Raw genomic sequence first — 26062 nt, 5'->3', positions numbered from 1 at the left:
TAACAATCTGTTTAATGTTTGCTTAACCTTAAGGGATTAAGGTTGAAGAATAAATCTGTAGATCTAGTTGGATGCTAGGCTATCTACATTTGCTTCGCATCCAGATCTGAAATCTTTATGAGGAAGATGAAATGATACCTGCAAGCGAAGTAACTAAAGCACTTGATGAAACAAAAAAACGTAGCATTATTGAACAATATTTGAGGGGGAAATACAAGGAGGGCTTTAACCCGCGCTGGCTGGATAATATGGATAATTATGGCCATTTAGCCGAGGCCATTGACTTTTTCTATAATCTGAACAATGACAATTTAAATATTATTGCAATCGGCAGTGACAATTTAGAAACTCGCAAAACTCATGAAGTACAATTTAACGAATTAGTACGTTTATTAGACGAACTCGTAGTCTTCACTGGTGTTGCCCCACCAGTGGCGACTTCATTCAATGAGAAAGCTGCCATTTTAGTCGGGCTGGACCTTAACCAACGGCTTGCGTCTCGTTCTTTACGAGACTTACATGCCCAAAGTAGCAATTTAGGGGTTGCTGAAAAATTGCTTAATGGTGATTTAGGTCCAACTGAATGGCTAGGGGAAGTTGATTTAGAGCGTCTCCTAATTAAGATGGGTGTCAAAGACAGAGTGCATATTACCCGATTAACTGCGGAAGATATCGGGATGGTTTTGCATTTTGAGAGAGTGAAACATGCCAATGCAACAGTGCCCTATACGATTCCGTTGCTTATAAATCGAGGCAGTACAGATTCGTTACGTAGCCAGGGCTCTCATTGGACTTATGCGATGGTGACCGTTGATCCAACGGCCAATTCAGTAACTATCGCTTATCAGGATTCGATGGCTTTAAGTGGGACCGAACAAGGCATTTTAACTGCTGCAATCGATTATACAGATGGGCTTTATAGTGCCTTTCCTGGTACAACCAAAACAGTTACTCCAGCGTCAGATAATTTGCAAAGAGATAGTTGGAGTTGTGGTTATCGTGCATTGAGGGGTTTATTAACTGCACCTGGTTTTCCAACGCATGGTGGTGTGACTGCGGGTCCCGCGTGGATTCAATTTACAGGGGCTGAAATAGAATCTTATGCTCTAAGAAACGCAGCGTATCAATTGTTATTAAGCGATTTGGAAATTGATCCAGACTATTTTGTGGCAATGGAACTCGATGATGAGGTTGTAGGATCTTCCAAGAGTGGTAAAAAATATGAGGTTGATAAAGAGTTTACCAAGCACTATATGGACTTGTTATTAGCTGGCGGTAATAAAACCAAACCAGTAATAACCACCAACCATTTTGAAAAAGAATACCAGGCAATTCTCAAACAGATGGGAGGAAAAATAGAAACAGAACGCACTGCTAGTATAGAGCGTCTTAATAAAAATATAAAAGCAGTCGTTGAAGCTAAAGATTTATCTCCTGATGCAAAAATTATTGCTCTGTTGAATGTCTACGCTGATGAATATGCTCAGATTCTAAAATCATCAGGTGGAGCAGGTAGTAAGTTAGGTAAATATCTTAAAACATTTTGTGAGAAAAATTTTGGTGTTGAGCTAGGTAAAGAGCAAAACTACCGCATCAAAAAAGACGGTTTAATGATGCGTATCTTTAAGTCCCAGTTGGATGTGAAGCCTGAACACGTTGATGAAGAGAACTTATTGCCGCCAGTGATAAAAACTGAGATCGGAGTAACTGAAACCTCAAAAAGTACCCCTGTGGTTGGTTCAGAGAGATTAAGTGTCTCTACTACCGTTAGTAAATCGGTCGACCAGGTTGTCCGAAGAGATTTAAGTCAACCACAACTACGCACAGACAAAGAATTAACGCGTTTAGGAAGTATGTTTGGCAGTACACAGTTTTGTTATGCAGAAAAACCGGGTGGTGTAGAACCAGGTTTTAGAGCAATTGATTTGAATGCGGCGTTTTTTAAAGAGTTACAAAAAATTTTAGCGGAAGAAAATCTGCCTTCATTGGAAAAACTCAGCCTCGAGGGTAGAGGTAGGCTTGCTGAATTAAGAGTAAGGCTTAGTATCGGCGATCTGGAAAAAAATCGTTTTGATTTTGCTACTTTTATCAATGTTCATGTCTCAGGACCTCATAGCAAAAGTGTAATGGATCCAGGGGTTCGATGGCTTTGTAATGAAGTCAAAGAGGCAGTTGCTAAAAATAATAAGCTAAGTGCCTGGATGTATAAACTTGATTATGCTGAAGGACAGAAAAAGAGAATTGATGCGAATAAAGAAGCCATAAGAGAGTTTGTAGGTACACGGTTAGCGGGTATCTTCAGTGATCAAAACCAAAAACAGGAAATAGCTTGGGTTAATAATGGTAAAAAAGGTGCTCATGCTTTATTAGCCTGTGGTTGGAAAAACGGGTTACAGGAATTAAGGCAGTTTCTCCACGGTGGCGATGAGCCGGATTATAACGGTATTTTAGTCGAGGATAGAGATGCACCGATTAAACGTTCCAAAAATATTCCTGGTTTAGGTAAAAATTTAATTTTTGGAATTGCCATCGGTGATAGAGATGGGATGGGTAAAGAAGCCCAGAACAAAGGGTTTGCCGAAGGTGCTTTTTATGGTTTTGACTATGGTAAGCCCTATGAAGGTAATGGCGTATGCTCAAGCTTGAAAGATGATTTTTCATTTGAAGATACAGCGGCCAAAATGCCTGCAATCTTTAGAGGCTCTTCCAAAATTGGTATTGCTCGTCATTTTATGTACCGAAACTATAGTGTGTTCTACGATACGCCTTTATCAGACCGTATGGTAGGTGTCCATTTATTAAGAAAAATGATTACTGGCGATAATCCCAGTGAAGAAGTGATAAAAAGCTATCCTGGTTTAAGACAGGAATTAACCCGTATACAAGAGCGCACACCCTCTGCAAAAAATTTATTAAATCGTTTGGCTGATATCAGGGCTGGGAGCGAGGAAGGAAGCAAATTACAAGGTCTGGTCGATACTTACATCGTGAAAATCAGTACAGGAAAACTGACTCCCTTTGCTGCCTATTTCGCTGAAATTAAAATTGATTTAATTAATGAAGCGCTGAAAAACAAGATGCCCTATGACGAGCTCGAGCAATATCTGACTTTTATTGGTGAAATGGAAGCGACAGCTGCTAAAAGTAATGAAAGAATCATAGAGGTTTTTCAACAGCGAGTGTTGCTGACTAGCCATGAAATTGATTTAATCGACAAGTTAGAGAAAATTTTCTCTCCCACTTCGGTTATGTCACATGATGGCACTGTTTTTCTTAATACGATGCGTTTTGATCCGTCAGATAAAAGGATACCCTTTGAGTTATTAAGAAAAGAAAATGGTGATTATATCCTAAGTACTTCTAAACCAGAGGTCGCAGCTAAATTTAAAGAGTTATTTGGAATTGATTTCATTAAACAGAGTGGTGAGCTTTCGACATGTACTGTACCGCAAGAAGATATGCTCAAATTGATGTTTGCAGTTGATGCACAGTATCATCAAAAAAGAGAACAGCAGTTGATTAGGCCTACCTATGAACAGCAAACAATCCCTATGCTTGTCTCTTTAATGAATCATGGTGTGGGGCCACAAAGAAGAGTTTCTATTATCCCTACATGGCATGAAGACGGTAGTTTGTCTCTTCGTGTTACCGCAAGAACAGCTGATCAGGTCAGAAAAATAGAAGAAATCTTTGGATTGGAAGTCAACGCTAATGAAGCACAGCTAATTGAGATTCCTCCAGAGGGCTTTATGGCACTTCAGAAAAAGATTGCAGTTGCCCACAAGGAAACAGAAGCAGTTGAGCTTGATTTTATAGGAAGTTTTCGCCCTAAAACAGATGTTGTTAATGAAGAAATGTCGACGAAATGGAAGACACTTAAAGAAAAGGCTGCGATAGAAGAGCCAGGCACCGCATTATTACTTGAGGAAAACAAGGCTACATTAATTGCACGAATGAAAAGATTAATTACTCATTCAGTGACGCAGGGACAACTTGAAGAAGCAATTGGGGATATTACCAGTTCTGCTGATATAGAAAAACTTATGTCATATACCGATAAGACACTAACGACACCTGAGAATATTCAATGTATTATTGAAGATAGATTAAGTGATATTAAAGTTGTTCCCGAATCTGTGGTAACGGTTGTTCCTACTACAACTGATAACCCAACTGCGGATAAAAGAACTACTTTATTTTAGGAATAACTGATAGGAGGTCACTATGCCCATACAAACCGTAGATCCAGCAACTCTAAAAGACTGGCTAGATAGAGGGGAAGCAATATTGATTGATGTGCGTGAACCAGAGGAGCATCAAAAGGAAAATATTCCCGGTGCTATTTCCCTGCCTTTGGCAAAAATTTCATACCGAACATTGCCTGAGCTGGAGAGTAAGCGCCTTGTAGTCCATTGTGCTCTGGGTAAGCGTGGAGCACAGGCTTGTGAAAAACTCTTGGATGAAAACCCTGAACTTGATATTTATAATCTTGATGGTGGCATTACTGCTTGGCTGCAACATGGAAATAAAGTAAACAGGAATGAGAGTGAGTACTCATAATTTGCACAGGTTTATAGCCCCGTTTGCTCGCAAGCGGGGTGAGAGAACCCTAGTAATGTTATCTAAAAATTCATCGTCATTTCAATGCGCTGATGTAATGAATTATGAGGCGTGCAAGCTCTTCTCTATAGCTGAGACAATTATTACCATCCTGGGCCGTGGCGCTCAGTAAGAATCCTGGCTGTTGGGACATCACCGCTTTCTGTTTCAGCAACTACTTCATTCTCTTCTTTGCATTTTTGCCACCGTTTCCAGAATCGTCCCTGAGTACCAAAACACCGCATTTCTTGAGATTGACTGGATTCATCTATCCAAACGTCCTTGTTGGTCACATAAACTGTCGGGGTCATTCTGGAGTCTTCCGCTTTTGGATCTAAAATAGCATCACTGATTATTTTACGCAGGTGACCTTGTCTATTAAAAAGTAGTGACTCATTTTCAGAGATTTTTGAAGAAATATTTTTTGTTGATAGCAGAGGATTCGGCCTGGTGAATGAAAAATTTTTCTCATTAAACCCACTTATATATTGTCGATCAAACCCCTCCAAGGCATAACGCTCTATCGATGAATCACCGCTATGCCAAAATTTTTGGTAAATTAAAGCTGTCGTGTTTTTAAGGGCAATATACCGTGCCTCAGACAATTGATTGCCTGGTTTATTATAATCTGGCAAGGCCTTTTTTAATAAATCTGCAAGTTCATGTCCCCTGGTACCCATCTCCCACAAGGCATCAATCATTTTTAAAGAAACAAAGCCCGGAGGTTCTTTCATAGCAAATTTTTCTTCGCAAAACTGATACAAAAACTCTAATAAACTAACTTTATCCTTTTCTTCTATCGCTTGAATTGCTTTTTGAGGCAAGGGTGGATTTCGGTCAATCTTTGCTTTAGGCAACTCATTGACCAAACCTTGGGGACCAAGAATAAAATTTTTGCCTATCAGATAGGTACCATTCTCTTCTTCAGTGAGCAATTTTTTCTTTTCCAGGTAATTTGCTTTAAGCAAATTAAGTTTTGTAGTGATTCGATTATATGCTTCCTGTTCTTCAACCGTTTTGTTTGAAAGACGTAATTGCTCATTGTAATTATGGATTGTGGGATTAAGCAGTTGATTTTTAAAAAACTCCAAGTCTAATGCATCTTTACAGTCGCGCAATAACGCCTCAACACGGATGAGTTTTGCTTCAAATTTAGTAAATATCGGACGCATCTTACCGTCATCGCCTCACTGTAGTTTTATAATTTCATTTTTTCTGAATACATGATAATGTTAAAGAGTTTGCTGATCAATTTGCAAATGGAAAATGACGGCAGAGGATTTATTCGTTAATTTATTAGGATTTTTTAGCTCTCCAGGTTGGTTATGGTTTCACTGCAGCTGCAAAAAACAATTCATTAGTTTTTAGTTTTCATACTGATTCTTCTAAAGTAATAGAACAGCTTGATACCCATTCACTAATATATAATAAATAAGTTGAATAATACGCTAACAAAAATCCGGCATAACATCAAAATGAAAGTGCTCATAAAAAACTGTTTTCTTATCTTCTTGGCTGTCATTGTTTCAAATGCTTTTGCTCAGGAAAAACTTATATTTGCCCTCGAGCTTATTCGACATGGCGATAGAACTCCTTTGGAGGAAATTCCTAACTCGCCGCATGACTGGAAGCGGGGGTTTGGTGAGTTGACGCAAAGAGGATGGTATCAGGAGCTAGAATCAGGCAGGGCTGCACGCACAAAATATGTGAAGCAATATCACTTGTTACCGGCTAATTATAACCCAAGGCTAGTTTACGTACGTTCAACGGATACCAAACGCACCATTGAGAGCGCCAATGCTTTTTTATTGGGGCTTTATCCCTCAAAAACGAGACGAGGTAGTATTCCTGTGCATGCAATCAGTAAAAGTCAGGATAATTTGTTAATTGTTACACCGGGTAAAAATATCTTTTCTTTAATCAAGCTTTATTTCATTAGCCGCAAAGCTTGGCAAGAGCAAACCAGCTATAGACAAGAGAAATTAAGAAAGTGGAGGAGTGTGACTGGTTTATCCTTGAAAAATTATCAGCAAATTGTTCCCTTGGCTGATAATTTATACATTCGTCGAATTCATCATGTACCTATGCCAAAAGGTATTAGTAATGCTGATGCCAATGAAATTATCCAATTAGGTAAATGGGCAGTTGTTAACTATTTTAAGTTGAGGCAGGTTAGCTATCCCATGGGGCATTCGTTTCTTAATGCGGCAAACAATTATTTTGTTAATGCAGTGGAGAAAAAATCCTCTTTAAAATATGTCTTACTCTCTGCGCACGACAGCTCCATTATGAGTGTCATGGCCACTTTAGGGGCTCCCTTGGAAAGTATACCGCCCTATGCCTCTCATGTTGATTTTGCTTTGTTTAAAAACAATAAAAATTATTATATTAGAGTAAGTTATAATAATAAGACGGTAACGATTCCTGCTTGCGGAGGAACAGTTTGTTCTTTGTCCCAGTTTTATGTTTTGACGCAAGCGACGAAACAGCAAATTGCTTAACTGGTTATCTGGATGAAGATAATTCGTGCCACCATTTTAATGACCCCAGGATAGTCGTCAAATACAAATTCCCAATACAAGGGTTTATAAAAGCAACCTTTGAATAGTGGGGCTGATAAAATTCAAGAGCAAGTTCTTCAATGATGAGTTGTTGAAAAAGAGAAAACTCTTTTGGAAAAGCTGAAAAATAAATTAGGCAGTATCAGTACTTAGTACAGAAAACAAAAAAGGGAAAAATACTTTCCCTTTTTTGTCATATTAAAGAGAACTATTAACCGTGGGCGATTTCCCTTTGAACCGCTCTGGCTTGTTGCAGATGTTCAGCAACATGGGCACGAGTAGCTTCTAATTGTCCTCTCAATTGTGGGTTTGTAGCTTCGGTTTTCAACTTGTGATCGATCATGTGTAGGGCAGCAGCATGATCTTTTACCATCGCGTTGATATAGACTCTATCAAAAGCTTTGCCATTGAAGCGATTTAAGGTAGCCATCTCTTGTCGGCCTTGTCTTTGGAGCGCGAGAGCAGTAGCACCTTTTTCTGGCGCAATACCTATTCTCTGGCTCAAGCTTTGAGTTTCTTGCAAGTTTTGATTATGAGCTTTGTACATCCAGGCTGCATAATTTTTCACAGATGGACTAGACGCTTTTCTTTGTGCCAATGTGGCGGCTGCCATTTCATTTTGATTAAGGACAACCAAACTACCAAGGATCCTGGCATCAACTTTCATTTGTGCAGGTGTAGCTGGTGCAGCTTGGGTATAACCATTAAAAGGAGAAGTGGCATTCCATTGTTGACATCCAGAAGCCAGCAGAACAGCACCTAAAGACATTGCAGATACAATCAATTTGATTTTCATATGAGTCCCTTATGTTTAGTGTCCTTGAGATCCAATAGCATACAATATAAATAGGGAAAAACAAACTATGTGATTAGCCTCGGTGCAGGCATAACCAGGTTTGTTTGAATGATTGTTCCATCATCGCCATATACACTAATTCAAGTCCCGGATTACAGCCTTCGGTTTTCATTCAGGCTACGGATCCTAGACCATTTCAACCGAGACTATGTAATAGCCATTGAACCTGAATAAGGTCGCGCTCATCGATTGATAGAAATCAATGCAGAACAAATTTTGAAACGAGTTTATAAATCACTTAGTTTGGATTTCCTGATTTGATTTTTTATTTTGCTTATAGCTTGATCTGGCAATTCGAAACATACCTTATAAAAATTTGCCCACAATTTCTATCGCGCATGATTGTTGGTTATTACTCGTGCCTTTATTGTTAGCCTTAAGGAAAGCATTTACATTAGAAATATCATGTCTTGTTTCGGCACGTAATTCAAAATTCTGCAACAACTCGTAGCCAACAGTTAGTGTAATTTCTTTCCAAGTCTGTGCAACACCTGTGCGATAACCATTTTTATCAGAGAAAATTTCTCCGCGTAGGGAAGTTCTCCATTTTTCGCTAAATTTATAATTAAAATATCCAGCAACACCCTGCCAAATTGCTTTTGCTATAGTCCCGTTTGGAAGAGCGGCTCTAGTTTGTTGAGCACCATCATAATTCACTACAAAGCTTATTTTTTCAGTAATATTTAGCGTGGCAACAAGATCAAGTAGAGTTCGTTGTCCTGTAGGGCCGTATGACGTACGCTCAGTGACACGCTGTTGGCCTGAATAAAGATAAGTGGCTAGAGAAAACATGGGGTTAAAAACATAGGAAGCACCTAGTTCGATGGTTTTACCGCGACTGGTATCTCGTATATTATCCCAGCCATTATTTAGTCCTCCTATCAAAGTGAGTTTGTTATTGGGAATATAAGAAACCCGTAATCCTGTCACTGTAAAAGGTTCGGCATATCCCCAAAGAATGGAGCGCGAAAAATTGGTATCATTGTAAGAAAAGAGATTCTCAGCACCTGCCAATTCAATAAAGGCTCCAGCCATGAATGTTAAGGAAGCAGCAGTATATTGAAGATAACCTTGTGGAATTGCGAAACCTATTTCCTGGGAAGGATCACTAGTAATCCAGCCATAAGGTGCAAAAGTCTGAGCATCACGGCCAACTACTGGCGTTATTAAGCCACCAAAGCCCTCTTGTGGTTGATAAGCCAAAGTCATACCAGTTTGCTGGAGGGTGAGTCCATTTTGCTTAATATCAAATACCCGATCATAAGTTCCACTGATAAATTGATTACTTCGCAATAAATAATTGTATGAGCCGTCAAGGTATCCAAAAACTTTCCAATTATTTGTTAAAGTATCCGCTGTGCTTTGGGATGGCGATTGAGAATCATGCAGTTGATTTGCAGTGGCAATCGATATGAAAGATAAATTTATTATTAAAAGCAAAATGATGTTCATATTTTATCATATTGCCTCAGTTTTTAGCGGAAGTGAAAAACGAAAAGAGGCTCCCTTATTTTCAATATTTTCTACCCAAATATGACCTGCATGTGCTGTAATTATTTTTTGGCAAATTGTCAGACCTAATCCCAATCCGTGCTCAGATATAACTTGTTTGCCACGATAAAATTTTTTAAATACCTTATTCTTTTCCTGAGGGATAATTCCTGAACCAAAATCCTCGATACTGACAACAATCCTTTCTTGAGTTGCTTCGACTAAAATATGGATCGGAGATTCGGGTGGAGAATATTTAATAGCGTTATCTAATAAATGGAGTAGGACTTCTTGAATCAGTTTACTATCTATCATAAGGAGAGGAAGCGCTTCTGGAATATCGACATGAATACGCCGTTTGTGAATGGATTTTTTAGAATGCTTTATGACAGATTCGATAATTTTTTTTAGCGAAGAGAGACTTTTTTTCAGTTCAATCTCTTGAGTTTCTAATTGAATAATTTGGAAAAGATTATTATTCAATCTGTTGAGCTTATCGATTTCATGATCGATATTTTCTTCTATCTCTCTAACTTTTTTCCCTTCTATTTTTTTTAGACGATTAACCGTACTAATCACTATTTTTAAAGGAAAGCATAAATCATGAAAAATAGATTTTAGCAGGGAGGTTCTAGCGTCATCTCGTTCGACTTCCAATTCTTTCTTTCTTTCTTTTTCATGCAAAGAGTCAACTTCCAGAGCCAAAGCCATTTGATTAATATAGGACTCTAAAAGACCTCTTTGTTCAGGTGCGAGCAATTCTTGATTCAGTGCCTGGATTCTTAAAACACCGATAGGGCCAGATGAACCCAATAGCGGCAGATAAAGTGCGTTGGAAAATGATAAGGTTTCGGTACCAAAACCCGCAGGCTGCCCCATCTCATAAACCCATTCTGCAATGCCTTGCTCTTTACTATCCAGTTTTTGTTGGGAAGGATAGCCAGAGCGAATTGTAAGATTTTTCTTTTTCGGAAGTAATGCCATGACTTTGCTATTAAAAGCATTCGCAATGTGTTGCGTTCCTAATTGAAGTAGATTATCAACTCCACGTGTGCTCGTCAGTTGTCGACTAAAAGTATAGAGCGCAGTTGTTCGTCGCTGTGTAAGCCGTGCCGATTCAGCTTGGCGACGCATTAAGATAGTTAGATGACTAATAATTTGAGTAACTATTAACATCACAACAAGGGTAAAAAAATACTCTATATCAGTGACCGCAAAACTAAAAAAAGGAGATATAAAGAAAAAGTCGTAGGCCAGAACACTTAATACTGATGCCAGAGTGGAGGGTCCTATTTTTCCAAAAAGGGCAACTATTGTGACACCCAATAAATAAACCATGATAAGGTTGCTTGTTGCAAGAAAAGGATAAAGCAGGGCATTAACTAAAGTTGCTAAAGTGACAATGCCCAAGGTAATACCATAGATTTTCCATGGTTTTGGGGAGGGTAACTGCTCTTTTTTAACTGAACTCTCAGAGGACTCACCTGTAATAATATAGATATCAATTTCGCCGCTATGACGAACAATTTCATCGGCTAAATTGCGGCGGAACCAACTCTGCCAGCGAATGGGAATATGCTTCCATATCATAATCAGAGTGATATTTTGTTCGCGGGCAAAACTTATGATCTCTTTAACAATATCAAAGCCCGCTAAAATATGTGTTTCTGCACCCAATAACTCTGCCAACCGTAAGTTTTTAATAGCACGGCGACGTTCATATGCTGTTGATCGTAAATGAGGTATATCAATATAAACAGCTAGCCATTCTGCTTGTAAACTATTTGCCAGTTGTTTTGCTGCACGAATTAATTTTTGTGCCTCCGGTTTTGGTCCCACACAGACAAGTATTTTGTCTTTGACAGGCCATATTTTTTGTATACCTTCGCCTTGTCTATACCACAAGACGTCTGAGCCTACCTGTTTTGCTGTGGTACGCAATGCCAATTCCCTTAAAGCAATTAAATTTCCTTTGCGAAAAAAATGTTCGCGAGCAAACTCGGCTTGCTGTGGGATATAAATTTTTCCTTCTTCCAGGCGTTTCAGTAAATCTTCGGGAGGCAAATCAACTAACTCAATCGTATCAGCACTTTCAATCATGGAGTCAGGAACAGTTTCTCTGATCGGAGCCTGAATGATTTGGGTGACATCGTCTTTTAAACTCTCAATATGCTGCACATTAAGAGTGGTATAAACATCAATACCACGTTCAAGCAATTCTTTGATATCCTGCCAGCGTTTTTCATGACGTAGCCCGGGAGCATTCGAATGAGCCATTTCATCGACTAAAATAATTCCTGGATGTCGTTGTAAAGCCCTATCAAGGTCAAACTCCAAACAGCGCTTGCCGCGATAAAGAACGGCTTTTCTAGGCAAAATTTCAAAGCCATGTAACAGGCGTTCTATATCTTTTCGTCCATGGGATTCGGCAATACCTACGATAACATCGAGATCCTGGCGACGCTTTTCATGCGCATCCTGAAGCATTTGATGGGTCTTGCCAACTCCAGGTGCAGCTCCCAGATAGATTTTAAGCTTACCGCGATTCCCTTGTTTTTCTTCTTCCTGGGCACGCTGTAATAACTGCTCAGGATTTGGACGTGAATCGACCATCACCTGTCCTTAAATTATCCAGAGCAAGATTTAATTGCAAAACATTAACTCGAGGTTCACCAAGTATTCCCCAAGTACGGCTTTTGATTTGACTGATGATCAATGCTTGTAATTCTTTTTCAGGAATGTGGCGTGCCTTAGCAACACGTGCTACTTGATAGAAGGCAGTATAAGGGCTAATTTCAGGATCAAGACCACTACCTGAAGTAGTCACTAAATCAACAGGAACTAACTGATTGGTCTTTGTGTTAAATGCGTTGAGCTGTGTTACTCGATCCTTAACTGAAGCTAAAAATTCAGGATTGGACGGACCGCTGTTTGATCCTAATGAAGCGCCGCCATTATAGGGAAAAGGAGTAGTTGCAGAAGGTCTGCCCCAAAAATAAGCAGGTGAAGAAAACGATTGCCCAATTAACCGAGAACCAATAATCAAACCATTTTGTTGAATTAAGCTCCCATTTGCCTGAGTAGGGAAAAAAAATTGTGCAAGGCCAGTGACAATAAGCGGGTAAATTAAACCGGTGAGAACCATTAGTGAAATAAGTAGTATTAAAGCTGTTTTCATTTGGTTGACTGCTGCTTTAAACATCGGCTCCTCCTTATGCTAGACCCAATCCTGATAAGAGCAAATCAATCAGTTTAATCCCAATAAAAGGCACGATTAAACCGCCTAATCCATAAATAAGAACATTGCTTCGCAACAACTTAGCCGCTTCAACATGATGATATTTCACGCCGCGAAGTGCAAGTGGAATAAGAAAAATAATGATAAGAGCATTGAAAATGACTGCAGATAGGATAGCACTTTCAGGCGTGGCTAAGTGCATAATATTTAATGTATTTAATGCGGGATACGTGCTCGCAAATGCAGCCGGTAAAATTGCAAAATATTTTGCGACATCATTGGCAATGCTAAAGGTAGTTAAAGCGCCTCTCGTCATTAGCAATTGTTTACCTATTTCAACGACCTCAATTAATTTAGTAGGATTGGAATCCAAATCAATTAAATTACCAGCTTCTTTTGCTGCCTGTGTACCTGTATTCATCGCAACAGCCACATCAGCCTGGGCTAGAGCAGGGGCATCATTGGTTCCATCACCTGTCATAGCAACCAAATGGCCTTGTGCTTGTAATCTGCGGATGAGTTTAAGTTTTTCCTCTGGTTTGGCATCGGCTAAAAAATCATCGATACCGGTCTCTGCGGCGATTGCTGCTGCTGTTAATGGGTTATCACCTGTTACCATGATTGTTTTGATTCCCATGCGCCTAAGTTGAGCAAAACGTTCACGGATACCACCTTTGATAATATCCTTGAGGTGAATGACACCTAATATTTTTTTTTCTTCGACCACAACAAGTGCTGTCCCACCTTGACGAGAAATGATCTCGACACTTTCTTGCACTGAATTTGGAAAAGTACCACCTATTTCCTGAGTATAATGTTTAATGGCTTGCGCTGCTCCTTTACGAATTTGTCGTCCTGGTAAATTCGCTCCACTCATTCTTGTTTCAGCAGTAAAGGGAATAAAGGTCGCACCTAGTTTGGAAATATTGCGGCCACGTAATCCATATTTCTCTTTAGCCAAAATGACGATACTACGCCCCTCTGGTGTCTCGTCAGCCAATGAGGCTAGCTGAGCGGCATCAGCCAAGGCTGCAATGCTGACACCTTCTGCCGGAATAAATTCAATTGCTTCACGATTTCCTAAGGTAACTGTCCCTGTTTTATCTAATAGTAAAACATCGACATCACCTGCGGCTTCAACCGCACGTCCTGAGATAGCAATGACATTGGCTTGAATCATTCTATCCATGCCAGCAATGCCAATCGCTGAAAGCAAACCACCAATGGTTGTGGGCGCCAGACAGACAAAGAGTGCTATTAATACCGTGATAGTTACCACTTTGCCTGCATTGGCTGATATCACACCGTAAATAGAGAAGGGTAAAAGCGTAGCGCAGACCAATAAAAAGACAATAGTTAATGCTGCGAGTAAAATAGTCAGCGCTAACTCGTTAGGTGTTTTCTGGCGTTTGGCACCTTCCACCAGGCCAATCATCTTATCTAAAAAAGTTTCACCGGGATTAGAAGTAATACGCACGATGAGCCAATCCGAAATAACTTGGGTTCCCCCAGTTACCGCACTGCGGTCACCGCCGCTTTCGCGAATGACTGGCGCACTTTCTCCTGTGATAGCACTCTCATTTACAGAAGCAATCCCTTCAATGACTTCACCATCGCTAGGAATGAAATCGCCTGCCTCAACGAACACGATATCGCCACTACGCAGGAGGGCGGATTGAACCAAAGTGATTTTTGCGCCTTTAACTGGTTTTGCCAATTTCTTTGCCTGTATTTCACGGCGGGCTTTGCGTAAGGCTTGGGCTTGTGCTTTGCCGCGGCCTTCTGCCATGCTTTCAGCAAAATTAGCAAAAAGGATAGTAAACCAAAGCCACAAGGTGATTGCTAAAATAAATTTTGGCGAGGCTTCTCCCTCCCCAAATAAAGCTTGAATAAACAGTGCGGTTGTTATCAATGAACCGATATAAACACAAAACATGACCGGGTTGCGAATTTGATGAAGAGGTGTCAACTTTAAAAACGAATGGCGTACTGCCATCTTTATGATGCCGAAATCCCATAGGGAAGATCGATGTGTATTAGCGCCCATGCTGTCCCCAAAGTAGTAATTGCTCAACGATTGGTCCTAGAGCCAATGCCGGAAGAAAAGACAGTGCGCCGATGAGGATAGTGACACCGATAAGAAGAAGAATAAAAAGAGGTGTGTGCGTAGCCAAGGTTCCTGAGCTATGTGGCCTTATTTTTTTGCCTACAAGAGAACCAGCCACAGCTAAGGCTGGTATTGCAATCCAGAAGCGCGAAACCAGCATTATTAAACCACCCAGCAGATTATAAAAAGGAGTATTCGTATTGAGCCCGGCAAAAGCGCTACCATTGTTATTTCCCATCGAAGTGAAGGCATAGAGAATTTCACTAAATCCGTGTGCTCCGGGATTACCAATCGAACTTACTCCCATTTCAGTAACAGAGCCTACTGCAGTAGAAAGCAAGACTATAAGAGGCATAATTAAAACTGCAATGGAGGCCATTTTCATTTCATAAGGTTCAATTTTTTTACCTAAATACTCAGGTGTTCTTCCAACCATAAGGCCGGCAATAAAGACTGTAATAATGACAAGCATTAACATGCCATACAAACCTGATCCAACACCGCCAAAGATGACCTCGCCCAAATGCATCATCCAGAGAGGTGCAAATCCCCCTAAGGGTGTATAAGAATCAAGCATGGAGTTAACCGAGCCGTTAGAAGCAGCGGTGGTCGCTATAGACCAGAGAGCAGAACTAACTATTCCAAAGCGGGTTTCTTTGCCTTCCATATTACCACCGGGATAACTATCATATTGTGCTCTTTGCTCAACCCCTAAAGATGAGAGGGCTGGATTTCCTGCTTGTTCTGCAACGACTGTAAAAATAACGAAAGGAACAAATACAAGATACATCGCGGCTAATATAGCCCATCCTTGACGTCTATCATTAACCATGATCCCGAAGGTATAACAAAGGGCAGCAGGAATCAGCAAAATAGCAAGAATTTCTAAAAAATTAGTTAATGGCGTAGGGTTTTCAAAAGGATGCGCCGAATTGACATTAAAAAATCCACCACCATTGGTACCCAATTGTTTAATGGCAATTTGCGAAGCAACAGGGCCCATAGGGATGACTTGGGTTTTAATTTCTGTCGATATTTGTTCCGCGTGAAAACTAATCGGTTGTAGTAAGCTAACCGTTAGATTAGGTTTAAAATTTTGAATCACACCCTGTGAGACCAGAATGACCGCAAAAAGCAATGATAATGGCAGCAAGATATAAAGAATCGCGCGAACGGTATCTACCCAAAAATTCCCCAAATGTTTCGTTTCGTTACCTGTGATGCCACGGATTAGGGCAATCAAGAGAGACATGCCTGTAGCTGCAGAAAGAAAATTTTGGCTGGTAAGAGCGAGCATTTGCGTTAAGTAGCTCATTGTTGTTTCCCCGCCATAGGATTGCCAATTGGTATTGGTTGCAAAACTGGCAGCGGTATTAAATGCCAGGTGTGGGGAGGGGGCAATGAATTGTTGTGGATTGAGAGGAAGGTAGGCTTGCAAGCGTTGGATTAGATAAACGGCTAATAAGCCAAATAAGTTAAAAACGAGCATAGCAGAAAGATAGCGTTTCCAATCCATATCTTGCTTGGGTTTGATGCCGCTAAGTCGATAAATGAATTTCTCCAGTGGAGCGCCAAGATAATGTAATCCCCAAGCTTTACCTTCATAAACGCTGTTTATGTACCAGCCCAAAGGTTTTACCAAGGCAAGGAGGATTAACAGGTAGAAAAAAATTTGTAATAAACCTATCTCAGTCATAGAGTCCTTTCCTACGGGCATGCTCAAAATCAAGCCATAATTAATCTAGCGAACAAACTATAAAATAATCTTCAAAATACCTCTGGTTTGAATAAAACAAACAGTAAGTAAATCAGTAGGGCGAGGGTAATTAACCCACAAATCAGGTATGTGATCATCGTTCGCTCCGCGATAATGAATCAAAAAAGTTGATTAAGGCGAGACAAAGACCGAAAAAGAGCAGAGTCATACCAGGTAGTATAAAATCCATCGTGATTTCCCTCACTCTAATGGTGTTCATTGTTATAAAACAAAGACCTAAGGTTTTCCAGCATAGATCAAAGCAGGTTTTTTATAAAGAAGAATTCTTTGATAAGTTTCTGTTGTGGCTGCTGCCATCTCGCTTAGACTCAACAGGCTTTATAAAGAGAAGACTCCTACTCAATTTTTTTGTAAGCAATGAGAACAGGGAGGGGAGCTCTAAAATTTCGAATTGATCGAAGGGATTTTCAAACTATCCTGAGCCCTAAGTGAGTATTTTTTATCTTCCTGGGCAAGCGGGGAACTGGTTTATATTTACCTTGTAAATCAAGGGATTGGTTAAAAATAGATTTCCGCCTTCATGAAAATAACAAAAACTCGCGTTAACGGTAAAACTTAAAATAATGATAAAAAAACTGTTTGTTGTTTCATACAACAACAATAAACCACATCATTTCCAGGTTCCATTCCAACTAGGCTTTTGAAGTGGAAATTTTCCCTTTTACAATTGTTGTGTTTACTTCATAATTGCCAGCTATTTTTGAAATTGAGAGAGTTTCGCTGTCATATTCTCAATAGCGAAGCATCTATGAAACCATAGGGATATGCTTATAATTTAGAGAGATAATATGACTAATATAATAGAAATTTATGAAGAAATTCATTTCAATTACGAAAGATTTTTGGTTACCAAAAATCCCAGGCTATTGGCAGACAATATAAGGTTATATGAGCAAGTAGATAAACGCACCCTTAAATCCTTCTTAGCAACAGCCATGGCTCACCAGGTTGAGCCATGCAATCAATCATTGTTAATAATCGGGAAAAGTTATATAGCGTATGCGCTTGCGATGAAAGTGAGTGCTACTCGTAAAGAGTGTTTTCAACAGCTTGAAGAAGCGGATGAGTGCTATAAGATAATTAGCAAATATACCCGCTCCCTCCCTTATACCAGTATGACGCCATTACTTTCAAATCAGTTAATGGAAGCAGTTTATAGAAAGGAAGAGATTAAATTCCGTAGAGCAGAAATTTTCTTTCACTATGTTAAAAATTCTCCTCATGTAGTCCCTGAGGCATTAAGAAAGATTATAACTGTAGGGAGAAGTTTTTCTGCTCTTTTAAAAAAATCTTATAAGGATGAGGCTACTCAACAGCAATTAGGATTTGATAATAGGTTTATAAGCTCAGTTGATGAATTAGTCAGTGAGGCAACGAGTTTATTAGAAAATAGGAATAGCGAGGAAGCAAGTGTCCCAAAAAGAGAATATCCTGAGCAACCTTCACCTCAAGTCAGGTCTAAAGGGGCGCCTAAGTCTATTGTTAAAAAAAGAAAAATCAATGATTTGCAGGACTCTGTTTCTGAACCATCAACAAATGCTGATGTTGGGTTGGATAGGATGGATGCCACCGATAATACAGGCAATACGCAAGAAAAACCTTTCGCTATTCATTCACCAGCTCCGTTTCGAGAAAAGTCTTCCGAGAGTTATCCCACAAGAAAATCCTGGATTCTTTCCCGATTTTTCCAATTTGAGCCGCCACCAGTTTCAGTAGATAATCAAGAGGAGAAGTTTGTTTCTAGTTATGAGGTATAAGTGTTTTATTGCAGAGTGATGTAAAAATTGAAGTTTGCATCACTTTGGTGGAATTTGAACATCTATTTAACTGAAGATTATCTAAATAAGCAATTTGCTTTTGTGTACAAAAAGAATAAAAAAATTATTGCCATGTATGACATGTCATTTTTAGATAAGCTAAAACTGGATTATTTTTTCATCTCATCTGTAAAAAAGAATAAATGGAGACATTTCAAATAGTTATGCAGCTCTCCTTATTGCCATTGGGGTGCTGCAGTCATTGGAGATTATGGTGCCTCGAATGAGGGAATGAAATTCATGTCCTGTTATTTACAAGATTGACTCGTCATTATAAAAATATTCTTAGTCAAGACTGTTTTTTTATTATTTATTTGTTTATTATCGTCTGCGCGGTAGGTCTGTTTACTTCTTCTAATATCCTGTGGATAATTCTTCGCTCTTCCCGACAAGCATTACAAAAAAAACGCCTATTTTAAGAGATAATCCTTGCCCTATAAGGCATTGAGGTATTTTCTTTCTTTAGAGGGGTATTGAATTTATCCACAAAATCTGTGGATAAAAATGTGTATAGACTGTCAAATCCTAATGAACTAAAGCGGTTAAAAGCATGCTCAATAACTAGCCAGTGGATCGATGATGAAAATAAAAATACTAATCATCTTTAGCTGTTTTTCTTTGCTTTCTGTTAACTAGGAATCGGGTTAATTTAGGCTTCCAGGTAAAGTAAGCGCAAAGAGCAAAATAGCTAAGTATCCATACAGAAACAGGGACAGGGGCTGTGTTAGTACGCAACGACCAACTTAATAAGACAATAAAAAAGCTTTTTATACAGGCGAGGGCACCATTTTCAATAAAAAGAATACCAAACGTTTTTTGTGCATCTAAAGGATTATATCTTTTCATCACTGTAATGATTCTCCGTTATGTGAGTTGTTGCATAAAACGCTTTTTGAATCAGTTCTGAACTTTTATGCAGTACTTCTGAAATAGCGATAACTAATTCTTTATGTGCTTGTCTTAACTGACTAAGTTCTTCAATTGTATGATCCAAACTACAAAAATCATTGATTAACTCATTTCTTTTTTGGGAAAGAACCTTGTATTTATTGTGTTCTTTCTCTAGTTCAACTTTGTAATTCATAATTCAACACTGTTACTACGGATTATAAACTCGGCGATGGTATCAATGCTTGTTATCAATTTCAATTTGTAAAGAGGACATTATATCATATTTGATTAAAATTTAAACAAAAATATAAAGAGGAGTATTCTTAAATCATTCTTTGTATAAAAATCTATTTGCTTTCAGAAAGATTGAGGGAGATTAGAGTAATCAGGGAATCAAAAGGGAATGAATGCGCTTGGTAGTCCAATTGCGATACTAAGTCTGATTATTTTGATAATCAGACTTAGTGGAAGGGTGCTTATTTTATGAATTAGCAGACTAATACACTGAATTATATGAAATTTTTAACATCACTCCGGGCCGATAAGACAAGACCAACAAACAATCTCTCAAACTTGTTTATCCTCAATGCTTGTCCTTGGCTAGTGAAATGATAGGAAAAGATATTTTTTGTTACCATATTGAAAATATTGGAGCCTCCTTAGGCAATTGTTGTGATATATTACGCAGCCATTGGTACTTGGCCAAAATTTGCCATTTATTAAAGGAATGGCTTTTGCTGCCATTTTGTACGTTATTGGTACTAAAAGGAGATAAAGTGTGCCAGGCAAAGCAAGTATCCTTGAGATTCCTAAAAATAAGATTTCTTGCACCACCCTTTTGCTGGTCGAAGATAATTCAATCGCGTTACAAATGATTGGAGGATATACAGAAAAACCAGGATGCCATTATACTTCTGCCGCCGATGGCGAGGATGCGCTTGAAATAGCAAAATCGAAAGATTTTGATTTAATTATTACCGATATCGGCTTACCTGGGTTATCGGTTAATGAATTAACTAGACAAATTCGTGCTCAACTCCTACCTGATCAATTCGTTATATCTTCTGCTAATAAAGCCAATAAGCAAGTTCTTGCAGTTGATACATTAGATACTGAAAAAAATTACTTGATAAGCATCCTCTACTCGAGACTAAAGAGGAGTTTTAAACTCAGTAGTTGTAAATACGACTTGAAGAAATTAGAAATATAAGTTTAACCATCAGTTATTTTTGCATAGTGTAATAAATTAATCCTGAAATCTAAACTAATGGTAATTGCTACCAATAGAAACAAACAAGGGAGAATGGGGAATGCTACCTCACTTTATTAAACAATTTTCTTCTGTAGTTGAAAATTTTTCGAATAAGCCTGCAATATATTTTGGAAAAAATATATATAGTTATGAAGAAGTAAATCGATTATCAAACAATATAGCCCATGAAATTTCTAGGTTTGATTTTCCTAAAGAAACCATCATCCCTTTGGTATTAGAGAGGACTCCTAATATTATTATCACCATGGTGGGTATATTAAAATCAGGTTGCGCTTTTTTGCCAATAAGCCCATCTTCTCCTTGCTCACGTATAGAATATATCTTAGAAGAAACCAAGGCTAAACTCCTATTTTGTGATACGGCAATCCAATTTAATTTGCCGAGTAGCGTAAAGGCAATTAGGCCAGAGAATCTGTATGCTGACAATAATAACAATCTCTCTATGGAGTATACATATTGTCATAATGAGCTTGCTTACGTGATGTATACCTCTGGGTCAACTGGAAAACCCAAAGGTGTTTTGATTGAACACCAATCTATGATGAATTTATTTTCTTCATTAATTGAGACTTTAGCCCTATCAAATAGAGATTGCTTCCTCGCTCTTACCGATTACACTTTTGACATTTCTTTAATTGAATTATTAATGCCATTAACGCTTGGTGCCCCTATTGTTCTGACCGAGCATGGTGTTGTAGCAGACGGGAAAAAGATAAAACAATATTTAGAAAATTCTAAAGTAAGCTTTATCCAAGCAACCCCATTAACTTGGGAAATATTATTAAAAAACAATTGGAATAATAATGGTTCAATAAGAATTTTAGTTGGTGGTGAGAAGTTTAAAACCAGTCTTGCTTTAAAACTGCAATATGAAAAAGGGAATGTTTGGAATGTCTATGGACCAACTGAAACCAGTATGTGGTCGATGATTTATCATTTAAAAAGCCCAATAACCACTGAATCTGTTCCTTTAGGTCAACCTCTTGCAAATACTACTCTTAAACTAGTTTATGAAGACGACTCCAATCAAGCTGAACTTTATATAGGGGGGCTAGGCGTTGCAAGAGGTTATTTAAATGCGGAAGAACTGACAAATATTAAATTTATTCATGATGAGAAAGAAAGAGACCGTTTTTACAAAACCGGTGATTTAGTTGTTAAAACAGATAACAACACGATCTGCTATGTGGGAAGAAAAGACGATCAATTAAAATTTGGTGGTATTCGTATTGAGGCAGGGGAAATAGAAGCTTCGATTGAACAGGAAATATTTGTAAAAAAAGCTGTCGTAAAGATCCATGAGCACAATGATTATTACAAAACCCTGGCTGCTTATGTGGAAATTGATGAGGAATCGCTATTTTCACACCATTCAAATATTATCAGCAAAGATTCATCCTACTATATGGAAACGATATATGATGAAACCTACACTCATGCCAAAGAATTTGAAAGTGGGATTGTAAATACATGTGGTTGGCAAAATTCCTTTACAGGAAAAACATTTCAAGCGGATGAGCTCTCGGAATCATATATTAATATTCGCAGATATATTCAAAATGCTGACCTTACTCATGTACTTGAAGTTGGGTGTGGTACTGGAAGTCTACTCTTAGATTACTTACCGAAAGCACAACAAGTAACATTAGTTGAAATTTCGCAAAAAGCTATTGATTATGTTCAATCAATTGTTCCTAACGTTCATTTGAACAAAATTGAATTCAAACTGGAATCAATCATTAATATCCACGAAACAAACCAATATAGCTGCATTATTCTTAACTCAGTGATTCAATATTTACCAAGTATAAAATCACTTATGGACTCTCTTAGACAACTGATCAAAGCGACTAAAACTGGTGGTAGGATACTGATTGGTGATGTACGCTCACTTGAATTGTTAGAGGTCTTTCTTGGTATTAAACATTATTGTCATCACCACGAGAAAGAGGATGGATATCCGTCACATTTATTTTACAAATCAAGGGATAGTGAAATTGTATTGTCTCCCCTATTTTTTTATGCATTGAAAGAACAATTTAAGAGAATAAGCTGGGTAGATATCAATGTTAAGCATGGTCTTTATCCAAATGAGCTTAATTATTTTCGCTACGATGTGATATTACATATTGAGCAAGAAGTGATGCAACTCGAGTGTCAAACAATCGCGTTTAATGCATTTAATTCTGAAGACGATATAACGGATATTCTTAATCAAACTCCCAGACCAATTAAAATCCAGAGTATACCTTACGACTATCTTGATACCCTTTGCAATGCGTTATCAATTCGTGAAAATACTCACTTGGAAAATTTGTTAAAAAATCCAATATTATTGAATGAAAAAAATAAAACCATTGCGCATGCTCTAATCCATAAAAAATTGAATGGCTATGAAAGATTTATTCATTATCAACATAATGCACCGCAAAATTATATACAAATGCTATTAGTTCCTGTTTCTAATACGAAAGAACTAATACGTCCTTTTGAAAAGGAGAAAATTGACTCTTTTCATGCCCATTGCAGGGAACCTTTTAGTCCGTGGCTACAGAAATTTTGTTTTGATCATATAAAAATGCACGTTAAAAAGCATGTGATGACCTGGGTAAATCCCTCTATTTATATATGGGTTGAAAAATGGCCACAGACAATTAATGGTAAGCTGGATAAAAAGAAATTATCTCTTCCTACCGCCTATAATAATGAACAAGGTGGTAATAATTCGATTTTATCCAAGTTAAAACAAATGTGGCTTAATATTACAGGTGATAATGTGCTAATCACAGAAGAATTTTGGACACATGGAGTTTCTTCCTTATCCATGTATTATTTCTTGGCTACTATTAATGAAACTTTCCATTTACATATGACTTATCATGAATTTCATCAGCACAATACGATGGAAAAAGTGGCAATCTATATTGAAAACTTACTTGATGCCACCTTACCAGTAATCGAAAAGGAATATTAATGGTTACTCAAGCATCCTCTCCAACTAATCAAACGATGAAAGAAAAAATTAATAGCCTTTTTTTTCTTTCTTTTCTAAAGGAAGCCGAAAGAATTGTATTTTTTATTGACAAAAAACATACAATTAAACATATCATTCTCAAAACAGATAAAAACTATTTTTTAGAATTAGCTTACTATCAGAATAAACCTTTTGCTGATGCAATTAGTCACTTAAATCTCGATAAAAAAAATATTGTTAATTTAATGAATAAGGTAAATTCGACTTTGTTTGAGCAATCTGAGCTAAGTGATAAAAACTTAAACTTCGAATATACACTTTTAATCGCCTACATAAACTCGTCCTATTTAGCGATATTTACAGTTATTGATAGAACCAATGAAGCATTAAAATCCTACATAAATGCTATTATAAATACGCTACCGGGTGCAATTTATTGGAAAGATAAAGAAGGTCGTTATATGGGCTGTAACCAATTTGTTGCCAACATGGCCGGCTTTGACAAACCTGAACAAGTACTCGGAAAAACTGATTTTGATTTATGTTGGAAAGAATTTGCTCAAGATTGGCGCAACCTTGATTTGGAGGTAATGCGAGAAAATAAAACCTACAAGAGAGAGGAGCCAGCAAAATTAGCCAATGGACGAGTTATTACTGAATTAACCATAAAAAGTCCTTTATATAATGAGAAAAATGAGATAGTTGGTATTATTGGTACATCAATGGATATCACTGAGCAGAAAAATTTAGAACAAGACTTAATTATTGCTCGACAAAAAGCAGAAGCAGCTAGTCGTGCAAAAACCGAATTTATAGCCAATATGAGTCATGATATTCGCACTCCTCTCATTGGTGTTATTGGCATTTCTGAAATACTAGAAAATACTTTAGATGACCCAGAGCAAAAGAAAGATGCTCGTATGCTTTATGATAGTGGTGAAGAATTACTAAGAATGTTAAACGATATTCTTCGGGATGTTAGCGTTGGCAGTATGGATGCAAATGATATACATCTTGATACTTTTGATTTATATCAATGCATAGCAGATCTGGTAAAACTTGAGCGCCCCACTACTACATTAAAGAATTTAGGACTAAATGTTGATATTGATAGGAATGTCCCTAGATATATTGTAAGTGACCGCAATAAAATACACCGCATACTACTTAATTTGCTAGGTAATGCTATTAAATTCACTTTGGCCGGACATATCACTATACAAATCTCTTGTCTTGAAAGTAATGATTCAGATATTCGACTAAAATTCAGTGTGTCTGATACAGGAATTGGGATTTCTAAAAATATACAAGACAAAGTATTTGATCGTTTCTTCCGAGCAACCCCTTCATACAAAGGAATTTATAAAGGCTACGGCCTTGGGTTACATATTGTGCGTTCTTATGTTGAATTATTGGGCGGGGAAATTGGGCTCTCTAGTACAGAAGGGGTTGGGACAACAGTGTATTTCGAGCTTTCTTGTCGAAAAGGTGTAGAAGGAGACGTAATAATAGAAAAATTGGCTGGGTCTCAATTCCACTCTCCTACTCCACTAACTTCTTCTAGCCTGACGAAGTTATCACACCCTACAAACGAAAATGAAAAAAAACCACTTCTTTTATTAGTTGAAGATAATATGCTGGCTGCAAAAATATTAGAAACAATGGTTTCTAAAAACGGATACCGCTTTAAATCGGCCTCTACAGGAGAGGAAGCCTTAGAGTTGGCTAAAGAAAATCATTTTGATCTTATAATCACCGATGTTGGTTTGCCGGGAATGTCAGGTAATGAACTTGTTGCTAAAATTCGTGAATGGGAGATAGCGCATACTAAAAACCCAATACCTATTATAGGCTTGACAGGACATACTACTGGCGTTATGCAAGCTGAGTGTTTAAAAGCCGGTATGAATGATGTTTTTACCAAACCGATTACTTTGAATATGATTCAGAATATTGTTAATAAATATATTAAACATTCTGAGGAGACGCAAAATACCAAGACAATTTCTTCGCAAGGTTTGGGGGAAGAGTTACCTGCGACAGAAAGAGAATTATTTGAATTGGGGCATTTGCCAATTTTTTGCGAGAAAGAAGCCCTTAAACACTTTGATGGTAATCTCACGCTGCTCCAAGAACTTATAAGAGAATTTATCTCTGAAGGAAGACAAGACGATATTTATCAGATAGAAAAAGCTTACACGACTAACAATTGGAGTGAAATTGAAAAGATTGCACATAAATTAAAAGGTGGCGCAGTATATCTTGGTACAGCTCGCTTGGAATTAGCATGCCAGTATCTTGAACGCTATTACAAAGCAGGCCACCGGACATTATTAGAACAGCTTTATCATCAACTTTTAACAGTCAACCAAGAAACAATCGATGCTCTTCGCCAATGGCTAAGACAAGACAAACCATAATTGCATTTTAGAGATGCTTAAGCAAATAACTTGTATGCGATAGATGTTTAATTTCCAT

General features: G+C 38.0%; 17 protein-coding genes. 7 read left to right on the top strand and 10 right to left on the bottom strand.

What is annotated here, in order from left to right; all coding sequences use genetic code 11:
- The first annotated feature begins 131 nt into the window (after nt 1-131).
- Both DYC89_RS08240 and DYC89_RS08235 read left to right on the top strand, forming a co-directional pair.
- Nucleotides 132-4202, top strand: a complete 4071-nt coding sequence (locus DYC89_RS08240) for a hypothetical protein (protein WP_115221353.1) — start codon at nt 132-134, stop codon at nt 4200-4202.
- A 22-nt stretch (nt 4203-4224) separates the two neighbouring features.
- Complete coding sequence (locus DYC89_RS08235; RefSeq protein ID WP_058447726.1) at nt 4225-4560, top strand: rhodanese-like domain-containing protein; 336 nt, start codon at nt 4225-4227, stop codon at nt 4558-4560.
- Between the two features lie 143 nt (nt 4561-4703).
- Here DYC89_RS08235 and DYC89_RS08230 read toward each other — a convergent pair whose 3' ends face one another.
- The gene (locus DYC89_RS08230) at nt 4704-5771 is read right to left on the bottom strand and encodes a hypothetical protein (protein WP_115221352.1); all 1068 of its coding nucleotides are present in this window, start codon (nt 5769-5771) and stop codon (nt 4704-4706) included.
- A 303-nt stretch (nt 5772-6074) separates the two neighbouring features.
- Between DYC89_RS08230 and DYC89_RS08225 the strand changes: the two genes are divergently transcribed.
- Complete coding sequence (locus DYC89_RS08225; protein ID WP_115221351.1) at nt 6075-7100, top strand: histidine phosphatase family protein; 1026 nt, start codon at nt 6075-6077, stop codon at nt 7098-7100.
- A 271-nt stretch (nt 7101-7371) separates the two neighbouring features.
- On the opposite strand, the gene DYC89_RS08220 is transcribed toward DYC89_RS08225, so the two are convergent.
- The 7 genes from DYC89_RS08220 to kdpF form a co-directional block, all read right to left on the bottom strand.
- Nucleotides 7372-7956 carry a DUF4142 domain-containing protein gene (locus tag DYC89_RS08220; protein ID WP_115221350.1) on the bottom strand — a complete coding sequence of 195 codons (585 nt, stop codon included), beginning with the start codon at nt 7954-7956 and terminating at the stop codon, nt 7372-7374.
- 366 nt (nt 7957-8322) lie between these two features.
- A complete protein-coding gene (locus DYC89_RS08215; protein WP_115221349.1) occupies nt 8323-9468 on the bottom strand; it encodes an outer membrane beta-barrel protein in 1146 nt (381 codons plus the stop codon).
- Between the two features lie 6 nt (nt 9469-9474).
- A complete protein-coding gene (locus tag DYC89_RS08210; RefSeq protein WP_181879357.1) occupies nt 9475-12120 on the bottom strand; it encodes a sensor histidine kinase in 2646 nt (881 codons plus the stop codon).
- Nucleotides 12095-12709 carry a potassium-transporting ATPase subunit KdpC gene (gene kdpC, locus DYC89_RS08205; RefSeq protein WP_115221348.1) on the bottom strand — a complete coding sequence of 205 codons (615 nt, stop codon included), beginning with the start codon at nt 12707-12709 and terminating at the stop codon, nt 12095-12097. Before kdpC ends, DYC89_RS08210 begins: the two co-directional genes overlap by 26 nt.
- A 10-nt stretch (nt 12710-12719) precedes the next feature.
- Nucleotides 12720-14792 (bottom strand): potassium-transporting ATPase subunit KdpB, encoded by a 2073-nt coding sequence (gene kdpB / locus DYC89_RS08200; RefSeq protein WP_115221347.1) that lies wholly within the window; start codon nt 14790-14792, stop codon nt 12720-12722.
- The gene (gene kdpA, locus DYC89_RS08195; protein ID WP_115221346.1) at nt 14782-16548 is read right to left on the bottom strand and encodes a potassium-transporting ATPase subunit KdpA; all 1767 of its coding nucleotides are present in this window, start codon (nt 16546-16548) and stop codon (nt 14782-14784) included. The genes kdpB and kdpA overlap by 11 nt, the downstream gene beginning before the upstream one ends.
- Nucleotides 16549-16619: 71 nt before the next feature.
- Nucleotides 16620-16706 carry a K(+)-transporting ATPase subunit F gene (kdpF, locus tag DYC89_RS16945; protein WP_082646665.1) on the bottom strand — a complete coding sequence of 29 codons (87 nt, stop codon included), beginning with the start codon at nt 16704-16706 and terminating at the stop codon, nt 16620-16622.
- 711 nt (nt 16707-17417) lie between these two features.
- Between kdpF and DYC89_RS08185 the strand changes: the two genes are divergently transcribed.
- Nucleotides 17418-18386 (top strand): hypothetical protein, encoded by a 969-nt coding sequence (locus tag DYC89_RS08185; protein ID WP_115221345.1) that lies wholly within the window; start codon nt 17418-17420, stop codon nt 18384-18386.
- Between the two features lie 654 nt (nt 18387-19040).
- On the opposite strand, the gene DYC89_RS08175 is transcribed toward DYC89_RS08185, so the two are convergent.
- On the bottom strand, nt 19041-19295 hold the full coding sequence (locus tag DYC89_RS08175) for a hypothetical protein (protein ID WP_147285493.1): 255 nt from the start codon (nt 19293-19295) through the stop codon (nt 19041-19043).
- Complete coding sequence (locus DYC89_RS08170; RefSeq protein ID WP_115221342.1) at nt 19279-19530, bottom strand: hypothetical protein; 252 nt, start codon at nt 19528-19530, stop codon at nt 19279-19281. The genes DYC89_RS08175 and DYC89_RS08170 overlap by 17 nt, the downstream gene beginning before the upstream one ends.
- 585 nt (nt 19531-20115) lie before the next feature.
- Between DYC89_RS08170 and DYC89_RS08165 the strand changes: the two genes are divergently transcribed.
- The 3 genes from DYC89_RS08165 to DYC89_RS08155 all read left to right on the top strand — a co-directional run bounded on the left by DYC89_RS08165 (nt 20116) and on the right by DYC89_RS08155 (nt 26004).
- Nucleotides 20116-20547, top strand: a complete 432-nt coding sequence (locus tag DYC89_RS08165) for a response regulator (RefSeq protein ID WP_115221341.1) — start codon at nt 20116-20118, stop codon at nt 20545-20547.
- A gap of 100 nt (nt 20548-20647) precedes the next feature.
- On the top strand, nt 20648-23584 hold the full coding sequence (locus tag DYC89_RS08160) for an amino acid adenylation domain-containing protein (RefSeq protein ID WP_115221340.1): 2937 nt from the start codon (nt 20648-20650) through the stop codon (nt 23582-23584).
- Entirely contained in the window at nt 23584-26004 is a 2421-nt protein-coding gene (locus tag DYC89_RS08155) for a PAS domain-containing sensor histidine kinase (protein WP_115221339.1), read from the top strand. Before DYC89_RS08160 ends, DYC89_RS08155 begins: the two co-directional genes overlap by 1 nt.
- Nucleotides 26005-26062: the final 58 nt, after the last annotated feature.

The organism is Legionella donaldsonii, assembly GCF_900452385.1.
GTDB lineage: Bacteria > Pseudomonadota > Gammaproteobacteria > Legionellales > Legionellaceae > Tatlockia > Tatlockia donaldsonii.
The sequence above is the reverse complement of the archived record's forward strand: the minus strand, read 5'-3'. Positions and strand labels throughout refer to the sequence as shown.